General features: G+C 73.7%; 16 protein-coding genes and 1 pseudogene. 9 read left to right on the top strand and 8 right to left on the bottom strand.

Annotated elements, in window-relative coordinates; genetic code table 11:
* Positions 1 to 3: 3 nt before the first annotated feature.
* Complete coding sequence (locus ABZ951_RS14880; protein ID WP_344097824.1) at positions 4 to 1,152, bottom strand: FAD-binding oxidoreductase; 1,149 nt, start codon at positions 1,150 to 1,152, stop codon at positions 4 to 6.
* A gap of 58 nt (positions 1,153 to 1,210) precedes the next feature.
* Complete coding sequence (locus tag ABZ951_RS14875) at positions 1,211 to 2,581, bottom strand: aminopeptidase P family protein (RefSeq protein ID WP_344097822.1); 1,371 nt, start codon at positions 2,579 to 2,581, stop codon at positions 1,211 to 1,213.
* 130 nt (positions 2,582 to 2,711) lie between these two features.
* Between ABZ951_RS14875 and ABZ951_RS14870 the strand changes: the two genes are divergently transcribed.
* From ABZ951_RS14870 to ABZ951_RS14840, 7 genes are all read left to right on the top strand, one after another.
* A complete protein-coding gene (locus tag ABZ951_RS14870; RefSeq protein WP_344097821.1) occupies positions 2,712 to 4,460 on the top strand; it encodes an ABC transporter substrate-binding protein in 1,749 nt (582 codons plus the stop codon).
* A 12-nt stretch (positions 4,461 to 4,472) separates the two neighbouring features.
* Positions 4,473 to 5,402 carry an ABC transporter permease gene (locus ABZ951_RS14865; RefSeq protein ID WP_344097820.1) on the top strand — a complete coding sequence of 310 codons (930 nt, stop codon included), beginning with the start codon at positions 4,473 to 4,475 and terminating at the stop codon, positions 5,400 to 5,402.
* Positions 5,399 to 6,385 carry an ABC transporter permease gene (locus ABZ951_RS14860; RefSeq protein ID WP_344097819.1) on the top strand — a complete coding sequence of 329 codons (987 nt, stop codon included), beginning with the start codon at positions 5,399 to 5,401 and terminating at the stop codon, positions 6,383 to 6,385. Before ABZ951_RS14865 ends, ABZ951_RS14860 begins: the two co-directional genes overlap by 4 nt.
* Positions 6,385 to 7,395: an ABC transporter ATP-binding protein gene (locus ABZ951_RS14855; protein WP_344097818.1), complete on the top strand. Its 1,011-nt coding sequence runs from the start codon at positions 6,385 to 6,387 to the stop codon at positions 7,393 to 7,395. The genes ABZ951_RS14860 and ABZ951_RS14855 overlap by 1 nt, the downstream gene beginning before the upstream one ends.
* Positions 7,392 to 8,372 carry an ABC transporter ATP-binding protein gene (locus ABZ951_RS14850; protein WP_344097817.1) on the top strand — a complete coding sequence of 327 codons (981 nt, stop codon included), beginning with the start codon at positions 7,392 to 7,394 and terminating at the stop codon, positions 8,370 to 8,372. Before ABZ951_RS14855 ends, ABZ951_RS14850 begins: the two co-directional genes overlap by 4 nt.
* Positions 8,373 to 8,705: 333 nt before the next feature.
* Positions 8,706 to 11,039: a collagenase gene (locus ABZ951_RS14845; RefSeq protein WP_361279962.1), complete on the top strand. Its 2,334-nt coding sequence runs from the start codon at positions 8,706 to 8,708 to the stop codon at positions 11,037 to 11,039.
* A gap of 279 nt (positions 11,040 to 11,318) precedes the next feature.
* Complete coding sequence (locus tag ABZ951_RS14840; protein WP_344092098.1) at positions 11,319 to 11,678, top strand: hypothetical protein; 360 nt, start codon at positions 11,319 to 11,321, stop codon at positions 11,676 to 11,678.
* Between the two features lie 155 nt (positions 11,679 to 11,833).
* Here ABZ951_RS14840 and ABZ951_RS14835 read toward each other — a convergent pair whose 3' ends face one another.
* The 4 genes from ABZ951_RS14835 to ABZ951_RS14820 all read right to left on the bottom strand — a co-directional run bounded on the left by ABZ951_RS14835 (position 11,834) and on the right by ABZ951_RS14820 (position 16,104).
* A complete protein-coding gene (locus ABZ951_RS14835; RefSeq protein ID WP_344092100.1) occupies positions 11,834 to 12,427 on the bottom strand; it encodes a DUF4291 domain-containing protein in 594 nt (197 codons plus the stop codon).
* Between the two features lie 93 nt (positions 12,428 to 12,520).
* Positions 12,521 to 13,378: a geranyl diphosphate 2-C-methyltransferase gene (locus ABZ951_RS14830; RefSeq protein WP_344092102.1), complete on the bottom strand. Its 858-nt coding sequence runs from the start codon at positions 13,376 to 13,378 to the stop codon at positions 12,521 to 12,523.
* A 55-nt stretch (positions 13,379 to 13,433) separates the two neighbouring features.
* Positions 13,434 to 14,642, bottom strand: coding sequence for a family 2 encapsulin nanocompartment cargo protein terpene cyclase (locus ABZ951_RS14825; protein ID WP_344092104.1), 1,209 nt, complete (start codon positions 14,640 to 14,642; stop codon positions 13,434 to 13,436).
* Positions 14,643 to 14,676: 34 nt separating this feature from the next.
* Positions 14,677 to 16,104, bottom strand: coding sequence for a family 2B encapsulin nanocompartment shell protein (locus ABZ951_RS14820; RefSeq protein WP_344092106.1), 1,428 nt, complete (start codon positions 16,102 to 16,104; stop codon positions 14,677 to 14,679).
* A gap of 646 nt (positions 16,105 to 16,750) precedes the next feature.
* Here ABZ951_RS14820 and ABZ951_RS14815 point away from each other — a divergent pair.
* Positions 16,751 to 17,878 carry an NADH:flavin oxidoreductase gene (locus ABZ951_RS14815; protein WP_344092108.1) on the top strand — a complete coding sequence of 376 codons (1,128 nt, stop codon included), beginning with the start codon at positions 16,751 to 16,753 and terminating at the stop codon, positions 17,876 to 17,878.
* Between the two features lie 281 nt (positions 17,879 to 18,159).
* On the opposite strand, the gene ABZ951_RS14810 is transcribed toward ABZ951_RS14815, so the two are convergent.
* The gene (locus tag ABZ951_RS14810) at positions 18,160 to 20,385 is read right to left on the bottom strand and encodes an NACHT domain-containing protein (protein WP_344092110.1); all 2,226 of its coding nucleotides are present in this window, start codon (positions 20,383 to 20,385) and stop codon (positions 18,160 to 18,162) included.
* A 168-nt stretch (positions 20,386 to 20,553) separates the two neighbouring features.
* Entirely contained in the window at positions 20,554 to 21,525 is a 972-nt protein-coding gene (locus ABZ951_RS14805) for a LuxR C-terminal-related transcriptional regulator (RefSeq protein WP_344092112.1), read from the bottom strand.
* A gap of 190 nt (positions 21,526 to 21,715) precedes the next feature.
* Between ABZ951_RS14805 and ABZ951_RS14800 the strand changes: the two are divergent.
* Positions 21,716 to 22,000 (top strand): annotated as a pseudogene (locus ABZ951_RS14800) (esterase); the annotation flags it as partial.

Raw genomic sequence — 22,000 nt, 5'->3', positions numbered from 1 at the left:
TGTTCAGGTGGCGGGTGCGAAGCGTCCTGGGCGGAACGGCCGGATGTCGAGCGGGGGTTCCCCGCCCGTCAGCAGCCGGGCGACGGTCAGCCCCGTGGCAGGGGCGAGTCCGATGCCCGCGCCTTCGTGGCCGCCGGCGTGCAGCAGGCCGGGCACCCGGGGGTCGGCGCCGATCGCGGGCAGGTGGTCGGGCAGGTAGGGGCGGAACCCCGTATACGTCCGCATCACCCGAACCCCGGCCAGCACCGGGAACAAGGCGGTGGCGCCCGCCGCGAGGCGGCGGAGCGCCGTCGGTGACAGGGCGCGGTCGAAGCCGACCCGCTCCCGGCTGGCGCCGATCAGCACCGGCCCGGCCGGGGTGCCCTCGACCACGGCGGAGGTCTGCAAGGCCGCCGAGCCGCTGGCCACGTCGGCGACGTAGTCGGCCGCGTACACCTTGTGCCGCACCACGCGCGGCAGCGGTTCGGTGACGAGCACGAAGCCCCGGCGCGGCAGGACGGGCAGGAACGCCCCCGCGCTCCGGGCCAGTTCACCGCCCCAGGTGCCGGCCGCGTTCACCACGTACGGCGCGTGCACCGCGCCGGCCGGGGTCCGCACGCCCCGCACCGCGCCGCCCGGGCCGGTGAGGACCGCGGTGACCTCCTCGCCGGTGCGGAGCCGGGCGCCCGAGGCGCGCAGCAGGTGGGCGGCGGCCAGGGCGGGCTGGACCTGGGCGTCCTGCGGGTAGTGGAAGCCGCCCGCGAGGCCGGGGGAGAGGTGGGGCTCCAGCTCGCGCAGCAGGGGAGCCGGGACGTCGACGGCCGTGACGCCCGCCTTTGCCTGCGCCGCCGCGAAGGTGCGCAGCGCGTCCGCGCGGGGGCCGTCGGAGGCGACGACCAGGCCGCCCTTCGCCTCGAACTCGATGCCCGGCGGAAGGCGTTCGGCCAGCTCGGACCACAAGCGCGTGGAGAGCAGGGCGAGATCGAGCTCGGGGCCGGGCGCCTTGTCGGAGACCAGCAGGTTGCCCTCGCCGGCCCCGGTGGTCCCGCCCGCGACGGGACCACGGTCGATCACGGTGACGGACAGGCCGGCGCGGGCGGCGTAATAGGCGCAGGCGGCGCCGATCACGCCCGCTCCGACGACGATGACGTCCGGGGAGTTCCTCAGGGGCACCGCAGTAATATTTCACATTGCACTGGTGCTGCCAAGGGTTCTCCCCGGACAACCCCGCTCAGTTCTCCAGCAGTTCGCCCATCCACGTCTCGATCGCGTCCGGGGTGCGCGGCAGCGCCCCGGACATCAGCCGGGCCCCGTCGGCGGTGTTCACCAGGTCGTCCTCGACGCGCACCCCGATCCCACGCAGCTCGGCCGGCAGCGTCTCGTCGTCGCTCTGGAGGTAGAGCCCGGGTTCGACGGTCAGCACCTGCCCCTCCTCCAGAACCCCGTCGAGGTAGACGTCCGCCCGCGCCTGCGCGCAGTCGTGGACGTCGAGGCCGAGCATGTGACCGCTGCCGCAGAGGGTGTAGCGGCGGTGGAGATCGCCCTCAGGGCTGCGCAGCACACCCCACTCCGCGAGACCCTCCGCGATCACCCGCATGGCCGCCCGGTGGAAGTCGCGGAAGCGGGCCCCCGGTCGGAGCGCGGCGATGCCCGCGTCCTGGGCGGCGAGGACGAGTTCGTAGACCTGTCGCTGGACGGGCGAGAAGCGCCCGGACAGCGGCAGGGTGCGGGTGATGTCGGCGGTGTAGAGGGTGTCCGTCTCCACGCCGGCGTCCAGGAGCAGCAGGTCGCCCGGGTCGAGCCGTCCGTCGTTGCGTATCCAGTGCAGCACGCACGCGTGGGCGCCCGAGGCGGCGATGGTCTCGTAGCCGGTGCCGTTGCCCTCCGCGCGGGCGCGCAGGCCGAAGACGCCTTCGATCCACCGCTCGCCGCGCGGGTGCGCCAGGGCGCGCGGCAGGGCCCGGACGACGTCGGCGAATCCGGCGGCGGTGTGGTCCACGGCCCGTTGCAGCTGTCCGATCTCCCACGCGTCCTTGACCAGCCGCAGTTCGCTCAGGGCGGTGGCGAGCCCGGGGTCGCGGGACGCGTCGCGCCCGGGCGGCAGTTGGCCGGCGGCGTCCAGGTGGGCGCAGCGGATGCCGGTCATGCGCTCGGCCTCGGTGAGGTCGGGGCGCCGGCCGACCCAGAACTCGCCGTAGCGCCGGTCGCGGTAGAACTCCGTGCCGTCGCGCGGGGAGCGCGGCCGCGCGTACAGCACCGCCTCGTGCCGGTGCGGCCCGGCCGGCTCCAGGACGAGCGCGTGGCCGGCCTGGTCCTCGCCGGTCAGCCCGGTCAGCCAGGCGTAGGCACTGTGCGGGCGGAAGCGGTGGTCCATGTCGTTGGAGCGGACCCGCAACTCCCCGGCGGGCACGATCAGTCGCTCGCCGGGGAAGAGGGCGGAGAGCCGTTCCCGGCGCGCGGCCGTGGCATCGGCCACGGACAGCCGGGCGTCGCCCGGCAGCGGGGTCGGCGCCCAGCCGCCGGCCATGAAGGTCTCGAACTCCGGTGAGACGGGCAGGTCGTGGCTGACCGTGCGGATCCCGGTGGCCGCCGGATCGTTCATGGGGTTCCTCCTCGGACACAGGTGGATAACGGCGTGACTGACGGCTTGTCAGTGCAATTTCACATTACTATGTTACGGGTCACATTCCAGTCAGTGCCCGGCTGTTCGACCGTTCACGGAGTGACCACTGATGAACAAGCGCACCCGTACCGCTCTCGCCGCCCTCCTCGCGGCGCCCCTCGCACTCGGCGCGGCCGGCTGTTCCGGCGGACAGCGGGCACAGGGAGGCGGTGGCGGGGACGGCGGCAGGAGGCCCGCCACCGAGGGGTCCGTGATCGGCGGCACCCCCGAGAGAGGCGGCACGCTCACGGTGCTGTCCAACCAGGACTTCACCCACCTCGACCCCGCCCGCAACTGGGTCATGAACGACATGGACTTCGGGACCCGCCTGCTCTACCGCACCCTGGTGACCTACAAGGCCGCCCCCGGGAAACAGGGCGGCCACCTGGTGCCCGACCTCGCCACCGACCTGGGCACCCCCTCCGACGGCGCCCGGACCTGGACGTTCCACCTCAAGCGGGGGGTGAAGTTCGAGGACGGCTCACCCGTCACCGCACGGGACGTCAAGTACAACGTCGAGCGGTCCTTCTCGCCCGACCTCCCCGGCGGCGCCGACTACGCGGCCCGCTACCTCGCCGGCGCGGAGGGCTACCGGGGACCCGCCCAGGGCAAGCACCTGGACTCCGTCAGCACCCCGGACGACCACACCCTCGTCTTCCGGCTGCGCGCCCCCTTCGCGGAGTTCCCCAACGCCACGGCGATGCCCACCTTCGCACCCGTACCGCGAGCCCGGGACACGGGCCCGCGGTACGACAACCGGCCCTTCTCCTCGGGCCCCTACAAGATCGCCTCCTACGACCGGGGCAAGAAGCTCGTCCTCGTGCGCAACGACCGGTGGGACCCGGCGACGGACGATGTCCGCAAGGCGTATCCGGACAAGCTGGTCGTCGTCATGGGGCTCAAGGCCAACCAGATCGACGACCGGCTCATAGCGAGCCGGGGCGCCGACGCCTCCGCCGTCTCCTGGGGCGCCCTGCGGCCGGAGAGCGCTGCCAAGGTGCTGCCCCGGGCCGAGGTGCGCAAGCGGCTCCTGGCCGAGTCCACCAACTGCACCGACATGGTCCAGATGCACACCGGCCGCGCCCCCTTCGACGACGTGAAGGTGCGGCAGGCGGTGCAGTACGCCCTCGACCGGGACGCCGTCCTGACCGCCTCCGGCGGCCCCGCCTTCAACGACCTGTCGACCGCCTACATGCCGGCCGCGCTGTTCGGCGGCACCCAGCCGGACACCCTGCGGATCCCCGCCACGGGCGACGCCGCGAAGGCCGGACGCCTGCTGAAGGAGGCGGGCAAGCCGGACGGCCTCTCGACCAGGATGACGGTCTCCTCCGGCGACAAGGGCCGGGCCGAGGCCGTCCAGCAGTCCCTCGCGAAGGCCGGCATCAAGGTCACCCTGGAGACGGTCGACCCGTCCGCGTTCTACGCCACCATCGGCGACACCAAGAACCGCACCGACCTGGTCTACACCGGCTGGTGCCCCGACTACCCCTCCGGCTCCACCTTCCTGCCCTTCGTCTTCGACGCCCGCTTCATCAAGGAGAAGGGCAACTCCGGCAACCACTCGCTCTTCCGCGACGAGACGACCATGAAGCGCATCGACGAGATCGCCGCCCTGACGGACGCCGGAGAGGCCGGCCGGGCCTGGCAGCGGCTGGACGGCGAGATCCTCACCAAGGCCCCGGCCGTGCCGGTGCTGATCCGGCGGTGGCCGCTGGTCCTCGGCACCAACATCGCCGGCGCCCACGGGCACACCTCCTTCGGCGGCCAGCTCGACTACGCCACGGTCGGCCTCGCCGACCCCGCCCGGAGCCAGGGCTGAGGGCGGCGCGCCATGACCACCCCGCACACGGCCGTCTCCCCGGGCAGCGGCGGCCCCTGGCGGCTCGCCCGCGCCGAACTGCGCCGCCGCCCTGCCGTGAAGGTCTCCCTCCTCCTCGTCGCGCTCTTCCTGCTCATGGCGGCGGGCGCCCCCCTGCTGAGCTCGCTCGGCGGCTGGGCACCGGAGGAGTTCGACCGGACCGCCGTCGACCCCTACCTCGGCGGGCAGCCCCTCGGCCCGCTCGGCGGGATCTCCGCCGACCACTGGCTCGGCGTGGAACCCGTCACCGGACGCGACCTCTTCGCCCGCATCGTCCACGGCGCCCGGGTATCGCTTTTCATCGCCCTGACCGCCACCGCGATCGTCGTCGCCGCCGGCACGGCCGCGGGCATCGCCGCGGGCTACTTCGGCGGCCGCACCGACGCCGTCCTCTCCCGCCTGATGGACCTCACCATGTCCTTCCCGTCCCTCATCTTCATGATCGCGATGATGTCGGTGGCGAAGGACGTCAACCGCATCCTGCTGATGACCGCCGTCATCGGCCTGTTCGGCTGGCCCGGCATCGCCCGCGTCGTCCGCGGCCAGACCCTCTCGCTCACCCACCGCGAGTACGTCGACGCCGCCCGCGTGGGCGGCTCCGGACCCTGGCGCATCCTCACGCGCGACATCCTCCCCGGCGTCCTCGGGCCCGTCCTCGCGTACACCACCCTCATCGTCCCCGGCATGATCTCCACCGAGGCGGCCCTGAGCTACCTGGGCGTCGGCGTCCGGCCCCCCACCCCCTCCTGGGGGCAGATGATCGCTGAGAGCGTCGCCTTCTACGACACCGACCCGCTGTACTTCGTCATCCCGAGCACCTGCCTGTTCCTGACCGTCCTCGCCTTCACCCTGCTCGGCGACGCGCTGCGCGACGTCCTCGACCCCAGGAGCGGCCGCACATGATCCTCTACATCGGCCGCCGGCTCCTCGCCGTCACCGGGGTGCTCCTCGCCGTCGCCGCCGTCACCTTCACCATCTTCTACGTCCTGCCCTCCGACCCCGCGGCCGCCGCCTGCGGCAAGTCGTGCAGCGCGCAGCGGCTGACCGCGATCCGCGCCCACATGGGCCTCGACCAGCCGCTGTGGCGGCAGTTCGCGGACTTCGTCACCGGCATCTTCACCGGCCGCACCATGGGCAGCGGCTCGTACGCCCTGCGCTGCGAGTTCCCCTGCCTCGGCTACTCCTACGAGAGCTCCGAGGCCGTCTGGGACCTGCTCATGGACCGCATGCCGGTCTCGGCGTCCCTCGCCCTGGGCGCCGCCGTGCTCTGGCTGCTGCTCGGCCTCGGCGCCGGCATCACCGCGGCCCTGCGCAAGGACACCCTCACCGACCGCGCCCTGATGGTCGGCGCCGTCGCCGCCGCCTCCCTGCCCGTCTACTTCACCTCGATGATGCTGATCTACGGACTCATCCGGGTCGCCGGACTGCTGCCCTACCCGAGTTACGTCCCCTTCGGACACGACCCCCTGGACTGGGCGTCCAACCTGCTCCTGCCCTGGCTGGCACTGGCCGTGCTGTACGCCGCCATGTACGCCCGCCAGAGCCGCGGCTCGATGATCGAGACCATGGCGGAGCCCTACATCCGCACCGCCCGCGCCAAGGGCCTGCCGCGCCGTACCGTCGTCGTCAAACACGGCCTGCGGGCCGGTATGACCCCGGTCCTCACCCTCTTCGGCATGGACCTCGGCGGACTGCTCGCCGGCGCGGTCATCACCGAGTCCATCTTCGGACTGCCCGGCGTCGGCCGGCTCTTCTACGGCGCGCTGTCCACCGGCGACCAGCCGGTCATCCTCGGCGTCACCCTGCTCGCCGCCGCCTTCATCGTCGCCGCCAACCTGGCCGTCGACCTGCTCTACGCCGTCGTCGACCCACGAGTGAGGTACTGATGGCCGACGCGCCCCTGCTCTCCGTGCGGGACCTCACCGTCACCTTCCGCACACCGCACGGCCCCGTACGGGCCGTGGACTCCCTCGCCCTGACGGTGCGCCGCGGCCGGACCCTGGGCATCGTCGGCGAGTCCGGCTCCGGCAAGTCCGTCACCTCCCTGGCCGTCATGGGCCTGCACACCGGCGCCGAGGTCACCGGCTCCGTCGTCCTCGACGGCCGGGAACTCGTGGGCCTCCCCGAACGCGAACTGCGCCGGCTGCGCGGCCGCCGGATGGCGATGATCTTCCAGGACCCGCTCTCCAGCCTCCACCCCTCCTACACCGCCGGCGAGCAGATCGCCGAACACCACCGCGTCCACTTCGGCTCCCGCCGCGCGGCCGCCCGCAGCCGCGCCGTCGAGCTGCTCGGCGAGGTCGGCATCCCCGAGCCCGCCCGCCGGGCGGGGGAGTACCCGCACCAGTTCTCCGGCGGCATGCGCCAGCGGGTGATGATCGCCATGGCGCTCGCCTGCGAACCCGACCTGCTCATCGCCGACGAGCCGACCACCGCCCTCGACGTCACCGTCCAGGCGCAGATCCTGGAACTGATCGCCCGGCTCCAGGAGGAGCGCGGGCTCGCCGTCGTCATGATCACGCACGACCTGGGCGTCGTCGCCCGCGTCGCCCAGGACGTGCTCGTGATGTACGGCGGCCGGGCCGCCGAACAGGCGCCGGTGGAAACCCTGTTCGCCCGGCCCGCCCACCCCTACACCCGGGTCCTGCTCGACTCCCTGCCCCGCCTCGACGACGCCGACGACGCGCCCCTGCGGGCGATCCCCGGCAGCCCGCCCTCCCTGCTCACCCCCGCCCCGGGCTGCGCCTTCGCGCCGCGCTGCCCCCGGGCCGCGGCCGCACCCCCGGCCGACCGGGCGCGCTGCGCGGACACCAGGCCCGAACCGGAGGCCGCACAAGGCCGCCTGGTCGCCTGCCACCTTCCCCTGCACACCCCCGCCCACGGAGGCGCCCGATGACCGCGACCGCCCGGCCCCTGCTCTCGGTCCGGGACCTTTCCATGACCTTCCGGGGCAAGCGGGGCCGTGCGGCGCCGGTCCGGGCCGTCGACGGCGTCTCCTTCGACGTGGCGCCCGGCGAGACCCTGGGACTGGTCGGCGAGTCCGGCTGCGGGAAGTCCACCACCGGCCGCATGATCGTGCGGCTCCTGGAGCCGACCGCCGGAACGATCACCTACGGCGGCCGGGACATCAGCCGCCTCGGGCAGCGGGCGCTCAAGCCGCTCCGCCGGGAGCTGCAGATGGTCTTCCAGGACCCGCACTCCTCCCTCAACCCCCGCCGTACGGTGGCCCGGATCATCGCCGACCCCCTGCTGGCCCGGGGCGGTCCGGCGGCGCAGGCGCGCGAGCGGGCGGCCGAGCTGATGGAGCTCGTCGGCCTCATCCCCGAGCACGCCGACCGCTACCCGCACGAGTTCTCCGGCGGACAGGCACAGCGCATCGGCATCGCCCGCTCCCTCGCCACCGGGCCCCGCCTGATCGTCGCCGACGAACCCGTCTCGGCCCTCGACGTCTCCGTGCGGGCCCAGATCGTCAACCTGATGGAACGGCTGCAACGGGAACTCGGCCTCGCCTACCTCTTCATCGCCCACGACCTGTCGGTGGTGAAACGGGTGTGCGACCGGGTGGCCGTGATGTACCTGGGGAGGATCGTCGAAGTCGGGGCGAAGGAGCGGGTGTACGCGGCCCCGGCCCATCCGTACACACGCGCCCTGCTCTCCGCCGTCCCGCTGCCGGACCCGGTCGCCGAGCGGACGCGGCAGCGGATCACCCTGCCCGGCGACCCCCCGAGCCCGGCGGCGCCCCCGCCCGGCTGCGCCTTCCACCCCCGCTGCCCCAAGGCGCGGGAGGTCTGCCGCACCGAGGCGCCGCTGCTGCGGATCGCGACGCCCGGCGAGGCGCGCGAGGTGGCCTGTCACTTCCCCGAGGCCGCCTGAGCGCCGCAGGGCGGCCGGCCCCTGGATCGACAGGGGGACCCAGGGCCCGGCCGCGTCACCCCGCGGGGGCGAGCCCGGCTGCCCTCGCCGACGGCCCGGTCTCCGGGCGGACAGCCCCCGGAATGGTGTCGTCCAGTTGATGCCCCGCCGAACTCACGGTGGCTGAGGGGTTGTCAGTAACATTTCACATTACTACGTTACGCATCACATAGCGCGGCTGTGGTCCCCCACGTACCGCCCGTCGGAGCGCGGAAGCTCCTCACACCACGGCCGCCCCGCACGCCGCCTTACTCGCGTGCGCCCCACCCCACACCTCCCACACAGGAGTGACCGGTGTCCCTCTCCAGAACCTTGCGCAGAGCCCTGCTCACCACCGCGGTGACAGCGGCGCTCTGCGCCACCGCCGTCCAGCCCGGCCACGCGGCCCCGCCCCCGGCCCCCGCCCCGACCCCGCGGCCCGAGACCCGCACACACCACCCCTTCGACGAGGTCACCCGCCTGGCCAGGGCCCCGCACCCCGCCCTCCAGGCCCCGGCCGCGCCGGGCGGCCTCACCGACGGGCGCGTGCCCGGCCCGCGCACCGACCAGCCGGCGGCCGGCCCCCCCACCCCCCGCGCCACGCTCGGCGGCGCCGCCGTCCCCTGCACCCTCGACGGCGTCACGGGCCTCGCCCCCGAGCAGTTCGCCGACTTCCTCGCCACGCCGGCCGTCACCGCCGACGGCTGCCTGCGCGGCCTCGTCTGGACCTGGGACCAGCGCCTGGTCCCCGTCATGTCGAAGGCCCACGTCCAGGCCGTCTCCCGGCGCGCCCAAGGACTCGCCTCCGCACACGACGGCAAGAACGGCGGCCACCTGCTGGAGATGTTCACCTACCTCCACGCCGTGGCCTACCACGACTTCTCCCGCGACGAGATCGACACCACCGACGCCCCGACCGCGGGCGCCATACGCCGCGCGGTCGACGCCTTCGGCGGCGCCGCCCGCACCTTCGACCCCACCCGCACCAACGCCGAAACCCTGCGCGAGGCCCTCTACGCCGCCGGCGCCCCCGGCCTGCGCCACCACCAACTCCCGCTGGTCAAACGGGTCCTCGTCACCATGGACGCCGCGCACCCCGGCACCGCCGGGGACACCTCCTGGGGCGGCGCCGCGCTCGCCGCACTCTCCCTCAACTACCTCGGCGTCTACCCCGGCAACCAGGACAGCGCCTTCCACGCCGCCGTCACCGCCGACCCCTCCTACCGCGCCGCCTTCAGGGCCTTCGCCGGCCACACCCACCTCAAGGGCACGGCCAACGCCTGGGTGGTGCGCGACGCCGTCAGCGAGTACGGACGCATGGGCCAGATCGACCCGCTGCGGGACGAGATCACCACCGGCCTCGGCACCCTGCTGGCCACCGTCACCGCCAACTTCGGCGAGGGCAGCCAGCCCTGGGCCAAGGTCGTCACCTGGCTGAACGAATTCGGCGCCTGCGAGCGGCACGGCGTCTGCAAGGCCGACATCGAGCGCCGCCTCTTCCCCGGCGCCTACGCGTACGACAACGCCGGCATCAAGGTCCGCACCGGCCTGCCCCGGACCACCGTCGACCGCCTCTACTACGCCGGCAAGCAGGTCAAGGCGCAGTTCCACCGCGTCCTGGGCACCGAGCAGCCGCTGGCCGGCGACACCAACACCTCGCTGAACATCGTGCTGTACGCCTCCCGCTCCGACTACGAGACCTACCACCCGCTGCTCACCGGCATGAGCACGGACAACGGCGGCATCTACATCGAGAAGGGCGCCACCTTCTACACCTACGAGCGCCGGGTCCCGCAGGACTCCACCCTCACCCTGGAGGAGCTGTTCCGCCACGAGTACACGCACTACCTCAACGGCCGCTGGGCCGTGCCCGGCCTCTTCGGCGAAGGCCCGTGGTACCAGGGCGACCGCACCACCGCGATGGACGAGGGCACGGCGGAGTTCTTCGACGGCGCCACCCGCGACCAGGGCGTCAAGGTCCGCAAATCCCTCGTCCAGAGCATCATCAACGACACGGCCGGCGGCACGAAGCCGCGCATGAGCGTGAACCGGCTGCTGCACGCGACCTACGACGGCGACGGCTTCCGCTTCTACTCGTACGCCGGGACGTTCTTCGAGTTCCTCTGGACGGAGCGCCCGGCGCAGCTCAAGGAGATGTACGGCTACACCCGGGCGAACGACGTGGCGGGCTTCGACGCCTGGCGCGCCCGGCTCGGCGGGGACCCCGGGACGCAGCGCGCCTACGACACCTTCCTCGACCAGCAGATCGCCAAGGTCAAGGACCTGTACGTACCGGACACCACGTTCACCCCCGTCGGCCGGCTGGACGCCGGTCACCCCGCCACGGTCCGCGCGTCCTTCGCCGCCACGACCGGCATCACGCCCGAGTGCCGCACCAACGAGGCGCCGGAACGCCCCCGGTTCACCTGCACGGGCCGCATCACCGCCAACCTGAGCAGCCCGGGCGACGCCGACCGGGTCTTCAAGGACATGTCCGCGACGGTCGACTACTTCATCCTCGGCCGGACGAAGACGAAGGGAACCAACAACTTCGCCGACATGAACTGCTCGTTCGGCACGGTCGACCTCTGGCCCGACCGCCCCGCGGGCTCGGCGGACTACACCTGTGAAGGCCCCCTCCGCGGCTGACGGCCCCTGCCGCGCGCACCCGGGACCCGGCAGCCGCCGGGTCCCGGGTGCCGGGCGTGGCCGCACATCCGCGGCGCGTGCCTGTTTTCGGTCTGCCGAAGCCGGGGCAAAAGGGCAGTCACAAGGCCGGTGCGCCGGATCGGCCGGCGGAGCCGGGAAACCGCGCGGGTAACCGAACGCGAAGGACGCGACGGGCGCGACGGAGGGGACCGCCGGGACGGTACGGCGGGCCCGGCCGGCAGCACACCGGTAGACGCGAGTGAGGGCGGGTGAGTGACCGTGACCGCGGTAGGCAAGTCACAGCAGGGAGCCGTACGACGGGTGGGCGTGCGGGCCTACGCCGAGGTCGAGCTGGCGGCCGAGAGCCTCACGGCCCCCGAAGCCGGGCGGGACCGGTCACCCCATTTCTCCGCGGGGGCGTCGGCCGCCTACCGGTGGGCCGCGGGCCGCGCCCACTCCTCGCCCGTCACCGGCGCCAGCGCCCCGGGGAAGCCGGATCTGCACCTGCTGACCGCCGAAGTGGACGCGGCGGTGGTGCAGCTGGACGACCGCACCGGCCAGGACAGCAACCGGGAGTACGTCCGCGGCGCGCACGACGCCCTCGCCTGGGTGTGCGGGTACAGCGACCAGCTCGCCTGACGCGCCTGTCCCCGCTCACCCGGTCGCCCGCCGGGGCGTGCGGTGAGGCCGAAGACCTCGGGCGCGAGCATCGCGCGTCGGCCCGGTCCCCCCCCCACGGCCCGTCGAGTCCGCCACCTGCTTCCCGGTGCCGGACCGGACGGCACCCTCTCGGTTCACCGGTGGAGGTGGGCCAGGAGCCGTGCGTCCACGGGGTAAGGGCTCTCCCGCGGCAGGAGCCGCCGGGCGGCGTCCGGCTCCCCGTCCCGCAGATGGGCGTGGACCGTACGGGCGAGCGCGGTGACGTCGGTGATGCCGACGATCCACTCGTCGGCATAACGGTGCGCGGCCTCGCCGGTGAGGCCGAGCTGGAGTGACCGATGAGGCAGCGGCTGCAAGGACAGATCCCGCTCGGGATCCCACTGCACCCGGGACGGGGCCCGCTTCAACCGGCGCTTCCAGCTGTCGTGGTCCGAGTGCAGGCCGCGCTCGTAGTGGGACAGGCAGGAGTGCTCCAGCGCCCACTCGAAGCCCTCACGGGTGATCTCGACGGCGAGGACGGTCTCCTGCCCCTCCTTGGTGCCCCACCCGGAGCGGTACATCATCCAGAGGAACGAGGGCTTGATCCATGTCATCCGGTCCCGTGACCACGCCGCCGGAAACCGGCCGTCCCGGGCGGCGGGCAGGCCGATCTCCCGTCGGTACGCCTGGTAGACGGTGATCGTGGAGGCGGTGTGGAGGGCGCGGATGCGATGCTGGGGTTCTGACACGGTGATCAGGATGGACATCCCGCCCGGCACGCGCCATCGAATTACGGTGCCGCCCGGGGGCGGCGCCCGCGCCCCGCCCCCGGTGGCGCGCTGTCAGATGCGGTCGGCGGCGATGAGGAGGTAGTGGAAGCTGCCCTCGCGGTACGCGGTCAGGAACGGGTCCTCGACGCCGGTCGCGAGGGAGGACTGCGCACGCAGCTCCCAGTACGGGATCGTGGCGGCCGTCAGGTCGACGACGTTGATCGGCACGAGGCCGTTGGCGGCCATGGCCTTGAAGTAGGCGCTGCGGGGGTGGATGTTGCAGGTGTAGTGCTCGTCGATGCGGCTGACCGCCTTGGACCGCAGGCCCGTCACGTCGTTGGAGCAGCCCGTGATGGTGACGTAGCGGCCGCCGTACGCCAGCTGACGGGCGTGCTCGGCGAAGAGCTCGAACAGGTCCACGTACATGGTGGACTCGTTGTTCCAGATGCCCTGGAAGGCGCCGGAGGGCAGCCCGGTGTCCAGCATGTTGCCGAAGTGGTAGCGGACCTTGTCGTCCACGCCGCGCTTGCGGGCCTGCTCGTTGGCGAAGTCGACCTGGGCGCGGGAGATGGAGAGGCCGTCGACCTCGCAGCCGAAGCGGGCGTTGGCCATGATGCTGGTGCCGCCCCGGCCGCAGCCGGCGTCCAGCAGCCGCTGGTCGGGGGTGATGGGGCCCAGGTGGTCGAGGAGGACGTCGGCCTGTGCCGACTCCAGCCGGTGCAGCTCCTCGATGACGCGCTCGTCCCGGGTCTCCAGGGGGCCCTCCAGGACGGCGGGGTCGTAGTCGCCGAGGCCGTAGTGGTGGTGGTAGAGGCCGTCGACGTCCCCCAGGCGCAGGTTGACCGGGTCCTTCTCGTTGTTCCAGTACTCCGCCACGGACTTCTGGTAGGCGGTGCGCAGGACGCCGGCGGACGCGGGCGTGGTCGTCATGGGGTGCTCCTTGGACGTGCGGAAGAAAGTGTGCGGTATCGAAGAAAGGCGGGGCTTACGTGCCGTTGTAGCGGGGGCTGCCGCTGTGCCAGGCGCGGTTGCCGCCGAGCCAGGCCCACACCCCGGCGAGGAACCGGCGCAGCTCGGGCGATCCGGTGAGGGCGAGGGCCGCGGCCTCTGCCTCGAAGGCGCGCACCAGCTCGTCGTGGATCTCCGCGCTCCGCTTGATCGCCTCGCGCGGCGAGCACCGCTCCTCCGCGGCGATCACGAGGGGCAGGTTGAACTCCACGGCGGAGGAGTCGTGTTCCTTCGTCATGGAGTACAGGTCGTTGACGAGCGTGCTCGCCGTGGCGGCCGTCGTGACGGCGCGGCGTACCCGCGGATCGGCGTACTCCGTGGCGGGCAGCGCGTAGCCGCCGACCACGTCGGTCAGGGCGATGCAGGGCAGGAAGCTGTTGATCTGACGGTGCGCCAGGTACTCGGCGACGCCGGGCAGGTGGCCGCGGGACCGCCAGGAGCCTTCCTGGCCGTAGCCCACGAAGAGGACGGCGACCTCGTGCCGCAGCCGGGCCACCTGCGAGGGCTCCGCGTACCGGGCCAGGTGCGCGAGGCCCGAGCGCAGGGCGACGCGCACCGGGTCGCTGCGCATCTCCCGCTCCCACGCGGGCGCGTAGCGGGCCGGGAGGTGGGCGGGGTCGAGGGCCGCGTAGGCCGGGCCGAGGTGCGAGCCGAGGAGGTCCGGCGCGGAGCCCACGGTCGTGTCGTCGCAGTAGTAGTCGTCCGTGGACCACTCCGCCAGCGCGCACTTCCCCGCCGCCAGCAGCCGGTCCGGGTCGTCGGTGTCGGGGTGGGCCAGCATCATCAGGCGCCCGAAGTCGGCGGCCCGGACGCGGTCGAGCCGTCCGGCGTAGATGCCGACCTCGCCGGCCCACTCCACCAGCCGGTCGTTGACCTCCCCGCCGAGGGCCGGGTCGTCCCGGAGGGCAGGCGGGCAGTACAGCTCCGGGACACCGGTGCCGGGCCCGTCGGAGGCGCCCCCGGCGGTCTTCCCGGCGGTGATGCGGGCGGCCGAGGTACCCAGGCCCGTCGGCCCGGTGGGCAGGGCGCCGGTGGGCAGGGCGGCGCGCACCGGGTGCGCACCGGTGCCGGGCAGCGTCCGCGGCGCGGGGCGGCGCGCGCCCTGGTGGTGGGTGAGCAGCGTGGCCACCAGCCGCGCCACGTCGTGGCGGGCCGGGGGAGCGGTGACCCGGGACAGCAGTGACACAGGTTCTTCCCTCCGTTCCTGGGGGTGGTGCCCGTCAGGACGGGGTGTGGAAGACCTCGACGTTCTCGAGGACGCCGAGCGCGTCGGGGACGAGCACGGCGGCCGAGTGGTAAGTGCTCACCAGGTAGGAGATGAGGGCCTGGTCGTTGATGCCCATGAACCGCACGTTCAGGCCCGGCTCGTACTCGTCGGGGATCCCGGTCTGCCGCAGACCGACCACCCCTTGCTCCGCCTCGCCCAGCCGCATGGCGAGGATGGCGGAGGTGCCCGCGTCCGAGACGGGGATCTTGCCGCAGGGGAGGATCGGCACGCCCCGCCAGGCGGGGACCGGGTGGCCGCCCACCTCGGCGCTGTCGAAGGACAGGCCGCGCTTGTTGCACTCGCGGGCGAGGGCGGAGACGGCCCGGGGGTGGGCGAAGAACGCCTTGGTGCCCCGGCGCATGCTCAGCAGCTCGTCCATGTCGTCGGGGGTGGGCGGCCCGGAGTGGGTGGAGATGCGCTGGCTGTGGTCGGCGTTGTGCAGCAGACCGAAGTCGGGGTTGTTGACGAGCTCGGACTCCTGGCGCTCGCGCAGGGCCTCGATGGTCAGCCGCAGCTGCTGCTCGACCTGGTCCATCGGGTCGTTGTAGAGGTCGGCGACCCGGCTGTGCACCCGCAGGACCGTCTGGACGACGCTCAGTTCGTACTCGCGGGGGGCGAGCTCGTAGTCGACGAAGGTGCCCGGCAGGACCGGCTCGCCGGTGTGGCCGGCGGCGAGGGCGATGTCCGCCTCCCCCTTCCGGTTCTGCGGCTGTGCCTTCTCGGCCTCGCGCCGCCGGACGTGGGCGCGCAGGCCCTCGCTGCGGGCCGCCACCTCCTCGTACGCGGCGCGGGGCAGGGCCAGGACGGTGCACGAGGTCATCGCGCGCGCCGTGAACCCCCACGCGCCCGGCTCCTCGGCCACCGCCTCCCCGCCGAAGAAGCCGCCGTCGGCCAGGATGCCGCGCCGGGTCTCCTCGCCGTAGTGTCCGGCGCCGGCCTTCTCCACCTTGCCGCGCGCGATCAGATAGACGTGGTCGACGGCCCGGCCCCGTTCGGCGATCACCTGGCCGGGCGCGTACTCCCGCTGCCGGCACCGCTCGGCGAGCGCCCGCAGCACCTCGTCGTCGTGGAAACCGCGCAGCAGCGGCAGTTCCCCCAGCTCCGCGGGGACGACCCTGACCGCGGCCCCCTCCTGGACGAACGTGACCCGGCCGTCGCCGACCTCGTACGCCAGACGCCGGTTGACCCGGTACGTGCCGCCCTTCACCTCCACCCAGGGCAGCATGCGCAGCAGCCACCGCGAGCTGATGCCCTGCATCTGCGGCACGCTCTTGGTGGTGGTCGCGAGGTTCCGCGCAGCGGCGATCCCCAGGCCGAGCTGGGCCCGGCCGGCGTGCTGTTCGAACTGCTCCGGCTGCTGCCGGTGCGCTGCGGTCGACATCCCGGTCCCTCCTCTTGGGGCACATGCGTCAAGAGGGAGCCCCTGAAATCGCCCGATCGAGCGGTTTCAGGGGCTCCCGAGGCGCCAGTGAATCAGCGCTTAATGATGTTGGTCGAGACGGCCGGGGTGGCACCGATGCATTCGCGCCACGGGGCGGGACGGGGTGAGGCGGGACGCACCGGCCCGCGGGATCGGCGAAGGGCGGCCAGAGACGGTGATCACGCCCGCTATACCGGCGATGACCTGCTATGTCGAACAAGCCGGGGCGGAGCTGCCGCGTCTGTTGACGTGGCTGTGCCGGGTCCGAGGTGGCCGATAACGTCCCGTCGGGGAGGACGGTCGGCTCGGGTGCGCGGCAGTGGCGGTCACCGGGCCCGGGGCGGTTCGCGGGTGCCACGGCGGGGGGCCGCCGGGCCGGTCATCGTCGCGTTCGGGGAGACGGTGACGTGGTCGGCCGAGGGAGTGATCGCGCGCGGGGTGGCAGGGGGGGACGTTCATGCGGGTCCTCGGTCGTCGATCAGGCCCCTTCGGGCTGCCGCGAGCGGCGTACGCCAGAAAGCTTGACAATCTAAAATATTTATATCTACCGTCTTGTTGTTTGAGTCATTAACCATCAAGGTCTTTAAGTACTGCGAGGAGCACCACCGTGACCGCCACCGCGTCCTCCGCCTCCCGCGCGGCCGGGATCCTCTCCCGGCCCGTCGCGCTGAACGGCCTGACCGTCCCGAACCGCATCGTGATGGCGCCGATGACGCGCATGTTCTCCCCGGGGGGCGTCCCCGGTGAGGATGTGCGGTCGTATTACGCCCGCCGCGCCGCCGCGGGCGTGGGCCTGATCGTCACCGAGGGGACCTATGTCGGCCACGAGTCGGCCGGGCAGAGCGACCGGGTGCCGCGGTTCCACGGCGAGGAACAGCTGGCGGGGTGGGCGAAGGTCGCCGAGGCCGTGCACGCGGCGGGCGGCACGATCGTCCCGCAGCTGTGGCACATCGGCATGGTGCGCAAGCAGGGTGACGCACCCTACGCGGACGCCCCCGCCGTCGGTCCCTCCGGCATCCGCGTGGACGGCACCGAGGGCGCCGGCAAGGCGATGACCCGCAAGGACCTGGACGATGTCATCGGCGCTTTCGCGCAGGCCGCCGCGGACGCGGAGCGGATCGGCTTCGACGGCGTCGAACTGCACGGCGCCCACGGCTATCTCATCGACCAGTTCCTGTGGGCGGGGACGAACCGTCGTACCGATGCCTACGGCGGCGGCCTCGTGGCCCGCACGAAGTTCGCGGCCGAGGTCGTGGCCGCGGTCCGCGAGGCCGTCTCGCCCGGCTTCCCGGTGATCTTCCGCTACTCGCAGTGGAAGCAGGAAGCCTACGACGCCAGGCTCGCCCGGACCCCGGAGGAGCTGGAGGCGGTCCTGGCCCCGCTGGCCGCGGCAGGCGTCGACGCCTTCCACGCCTCCACCCGCCGCTACTGGCTCCCGGAGTTCGCGGACTCGGACCTGAACCTGGCGGGCTGGACGAAGAAGCTCACCGGCAGGCCGACCATCACCGTCGGCTCGGTCGGCCTCGACGGCGACTTCCTCCGCGCGTTCGCGGGTGAGGGCGCCGCGATCGGCAGCATCGACAACCTCCTCGACCGGCTGGAGCGCGACGAGTTCGACCTGGTCGCCGTCGGCCGCGCCCTGCTCCAGGACCCGCAGTGGGCGGCGAAGGTCCTGGCGGGCCGGGTCGGGGAGCTGAAGCCGTACGACGCGGCGGCGCTGAAGACGCTGAGCTAGCGTCCCGTGCCGGAGATGTGCCGGAGATGTGCCGGAGAGGCGGGTGGGGGAGTCGAGCGCTCGGCACCGGGCGCGTTCGGCCCGGCCGCCCCGTTGGCGAGTGGCCTAATGCACCGTCAGGTGCGCGGGCCGCCTCCCGGCACGGCGCGGCCCCACCACGGCAGCCGCGGCGGCCCCGGTGGGCGGGCCCCGGCCCCCAGCCGGATCCCGGCCCTCAGCCGTATCCCGGCCCTCAGCCGGACTCCGGCCGTCAGTCGGCCCCCGCTCCCGTGCGATCCCCGCTAAGCCCGCGGGCCGGCCCTTTCGGCGAGGTGCCGTTGCAGCTCGGCGTGGCGGAACTGGTAGGACGCGCCGGCCTGCCGCAGCACGCCCCGCCGCTGGTGCGCGTCCGCGAGGAAGCCCGCCAGGCGCCAGGGCAGCCGGGTGCGCAGCGCCAGCCAGGTCCGGGCGGCGGTGTACCGTCCCCACGCCGTCTGCGACAGCCCGGCCGCCAGGCCCGCCGCGAGTCCTCCGGCGAGTCCGCCCGCGAGCCCGCCCGCGAACCCCGGCACCAACTCGTAGGTGGAGCCCGGCACGAGCCCGCCGACGAGCCCGCACGCGAGGCCGGCGGGGAGGCCGGCCGCCAGCCCGGGGGCGAGCCCGCCCACCAGCCCGGCCGCGAGCCCGGCCACCAGACCGCCGGCGAGCCCGACCGTGACCTGGATCATGATCCCGCTCGCGGACTCGGCCGCGGACCCGTCCGCGAGCCAGCCCGCGAGCCGGCCCATGGCCCCGCCGGTGAGGACGAACGCGAGCACGATGTTGCGGAAGGCGCTGCGGTCGAGGCCGAGAACGGTGTGCGGGTCGGCGGCCTTCGCCGGCTCCAGCAGGCGGGGACCGAGTCCGCCCACGAGCGTGGCCCCGAGCCCGGCCGCCAGGCCGAGCCCGAGCCCGCCGCCGACTCCGGCCACGGGCCCCACCGAGAACCCGGCCACGAGTCCGGCCGTGAGCCCGCCCGCGAGTCCGGCCACGACCCCCGCCACGAGCCCGCCCCGGGTGGGGGACCAGCGCAGGCCCTGCGCGGGTCTGTTCGGGACCCCCATGAACACCGCCGGGACGCCGAACGTGAACCCGAACAGCAACCCGAACCAGAGCCCGACCACCGGTCCGAGCAGGAGCCCGACGAGGATCCCGCCCGCAACCCCGGCCAGAGCCCCGGCCCCGGAGCCGGCGAGGGAACGGGGAGCCGCGCTGTGCAGCTGCCACCACGCCAGATCGGTGGTGCCCCCCGCGCGGTACTCCAGGTGACCGGCGAGGAAGACCAGCCAGCGCTCGGCGTCGGCGGGCCGCCACGGGCAGCGGAACGCCGGGTCCGGGTGCGGCCGGTAGACCGCCGGGAGGAACCCGTCGAACAGGTGCCGCTCGACCGCGTCCCGGCTGTCGAGCCCGGCGCCGAGGAGTTCGCCGGGGTCGGGCAGACCGGTGGCCGGCTCGCCGGGACGCGGGCCGTACACCACCCGCGCCAGGCCGGCCATCAGCGGCGTGGTCAGCGTCTGCCCCAACGGGTGTGCCGGGTCGGCCAGGGACGCGAGGACCGGACCCCACAGCGCCCGGCGCGCAGGCCCGCCCGCCGCCGCCCGCAGGTAGTGGGCCACCACACCGGCGTCGAGAGGACGCAGCCGGATGCCGGCGGCACCGGAGAGCTGTACGCCGCCGGACCCGTGGTCGTCGGCGCCCACCGCCGCCCGGTACGGGCCCGTCCGGGCCGTCACCACCAGCCCGACCCCCGGCCGCAGCGCCTCGTTCAGCCCGGCGATCGCCAGGGACCGGGCCGGCCCGGTGATCTCGTCCAGGCCGTCGAGCACCGGCAGGAACAGGCCCGCGTCCCACAGGGCCCGGGCCCAGCTCGTGCCCCGGGCCCCGGGCGCGTGGGCCCGCAGCGCCGAGTGGTCCAGGCACAGGCGCCGCTCCAACCAGCTCCACAGGTGCTCGCGTTGCGGGTTCCAGGAGGCCAGGGGTACCAGCACCGGCACCGGCCCGCCCGGGGCACGCCGGGCCAGCAGGTCCAGCACCAGCCGGACGGCCAGGATGGTCTTGCCGGCGCCCGGTTCGCCGAGGATCAGCAGCCGGCCGCTCGGCACCCGGCCGAGCACCTCGGCGATGCTGTCGCCGCTGCCGGCCAGCGCGCCCGGCCCGGCCGCCCACCGCGACCGGTCCGGCACCGGCCAGCCCGCCGAACCGGCGGTCCGCCGCAGCGACGACCAGTCCGGGACCAGGGCCGCGTCGGCCGGCTCCCAGCTCACCGGGATCGTGTACGGGTCGTTCACCCGCCGCAGCTCCACCTCGGCCTCCCAGCGACGGCGCACCGCCACGGCGATCTCGTCCGCCATCGCCGCCGCCGTCGGCTTCGCCCGGTTCACGCCGCGCAAGCCGGCCCACGCCAGCCACACCGCCGCGACCCCGGACACCATGGAGACGGCGCCCACCACGAACTCCGCCGTCTCGTTGTCCGAGATCCTCCAGGCCACGGCCGCGACAGCGGCCGACGCGGCGGCCAGCCCCGCCAGTACCCATCCCGGACGCCGGTCTCCCCAAGGGCCCCACATAGCACCATCTTGGCGGCTCTCCGGGAAGGTGCACCGGGGTCGGAAGGACAAACCGGTGGGCGAACCGGTGAACGAACCGGTGCGCCGCTCTCAGAGCCAGCCGCGCCGGGCCGCCTGGACCCCCGCCTGGAAGCGGGTCGTGGCGCCCAGCATGGCCAGGAGGGCGGAGACGCGGCGCACGACGGTGCGGCGCCCCAGGCCCAGGCGCCGGGCGATCGCGTCGTCGGTCGCGCCACTGGCCATGAGCGTGAGGATCTGCCGGTCCCGGGCGTCGATCTGGGTGCCGATGCCCGTCGCCGACACCGGAACGGCGAGCCTCCACAGGGACTCGAAGACGTTGGACAGCGCCTGGAACAGGCTGGACGGACGGATCAGGAGGGAGACGACACCGGGCCGGTCGTCGGCGGCGAGGGTGACCACCGCCAGCTCGTCGTCGCCGATCGCGAGCTTCATCGGCGGGTCGTCCAGGGTCCGCGCCTGCTCCCCGGCCTCGATCATGCGCGCCATGTTGGGCCAGGAGACGGGGTCGTCGAACGCGGACCCGTGGTAGATGGCGCGGTAGACGACTCCGGCGGCCATGCGCTCGCGCTGCAGCACTTCCTGTTCCGAGTAATAGTCGGACGTTCCGGAGTACGGCGGCACGTCGATGACGCGGACTTGATGGCGCGCCGACTGCTGGAGCTGCCGGCTGACGGCCAGGACGCGCGCGGCGTCCTCGACGACTTCGAGCGCGCCGTAGTGACCGGTGTCCCTCCTGGCGAAACGGTAGAGCCGTTCCAGCTCCGCCCCGGTCTGCCGCAGGGCCGTCCACAGGGCGGCGTCGCGTTGCCGCAGCGCCTCGACCACCTGGCCGGGCGGTGCCGCCTCCCAGGACGCGTCCTCGGCGTCCGGATCCGCCGTCGTGACGATGTCGGCGGCGGCGAGTTCCTTGAGCACCGCCCGCACGGCGGTCTCGCTCAGCCCGGCCCGGGCCGCCAACCGGCCCACGGGCTCGCGCGGATGGCCGACCAGCGACCGGTAGACCCGCCCGCGGTCGGAGTCCGGGTCCAACACGTCGTGCACGGCTTCCCCTCCCCGTACCGGTGCCGGCCCGCCCGGCCACCGGAGCCTACTGGGCGGGTGGCGCACGTGCGCCAACGGCCCACGTGCGCCACCCGTCCCGTATGGCGTCACGCGGAGTGCTGCGATGAGATTTTCGGTGACCGGCCGCACCGCCCGTCCCCCGGCACCCAGCCCACCCCGAGGACACCCGATGAGATCAGCCCTGCCCGCCCGGCTCCTGCGCGTGAAGGCGGTGGGAGCCGTCGTGGCCGCCGCGTTCCTGCTCTGGGGCGCACCCTCCGCGCACGCCGAGGAGCCGGCCCCGCGCCCGCCGAAGACGGCCGACGGCTTCGGCCTGACCCAGGTGGGCGCCGCCACCGGCTCCGCCACCAACTTCGTGATCACCGTGACCACTCCGGAGGTCGCCGGTGAGCACCGCATCCGGATCCTGCTGCCGCGCGACTACGCGGACAACCCCGGCAAGCGCTACCCGGTG

This window comes from Streptomyces sp. NPDC046215 (assembly GCF_040646215.1).
GTDB lineage: Bacteria > Actinomycetota > Actinomycetes > Streptomycetales > Streptomycetaceae > Streptomyces > Streptomyces stramineus.
Note: the sequence above shows the minus strand (reverse complement) of the source record. Positions and strands in the feature narration are given on the sequence as shown.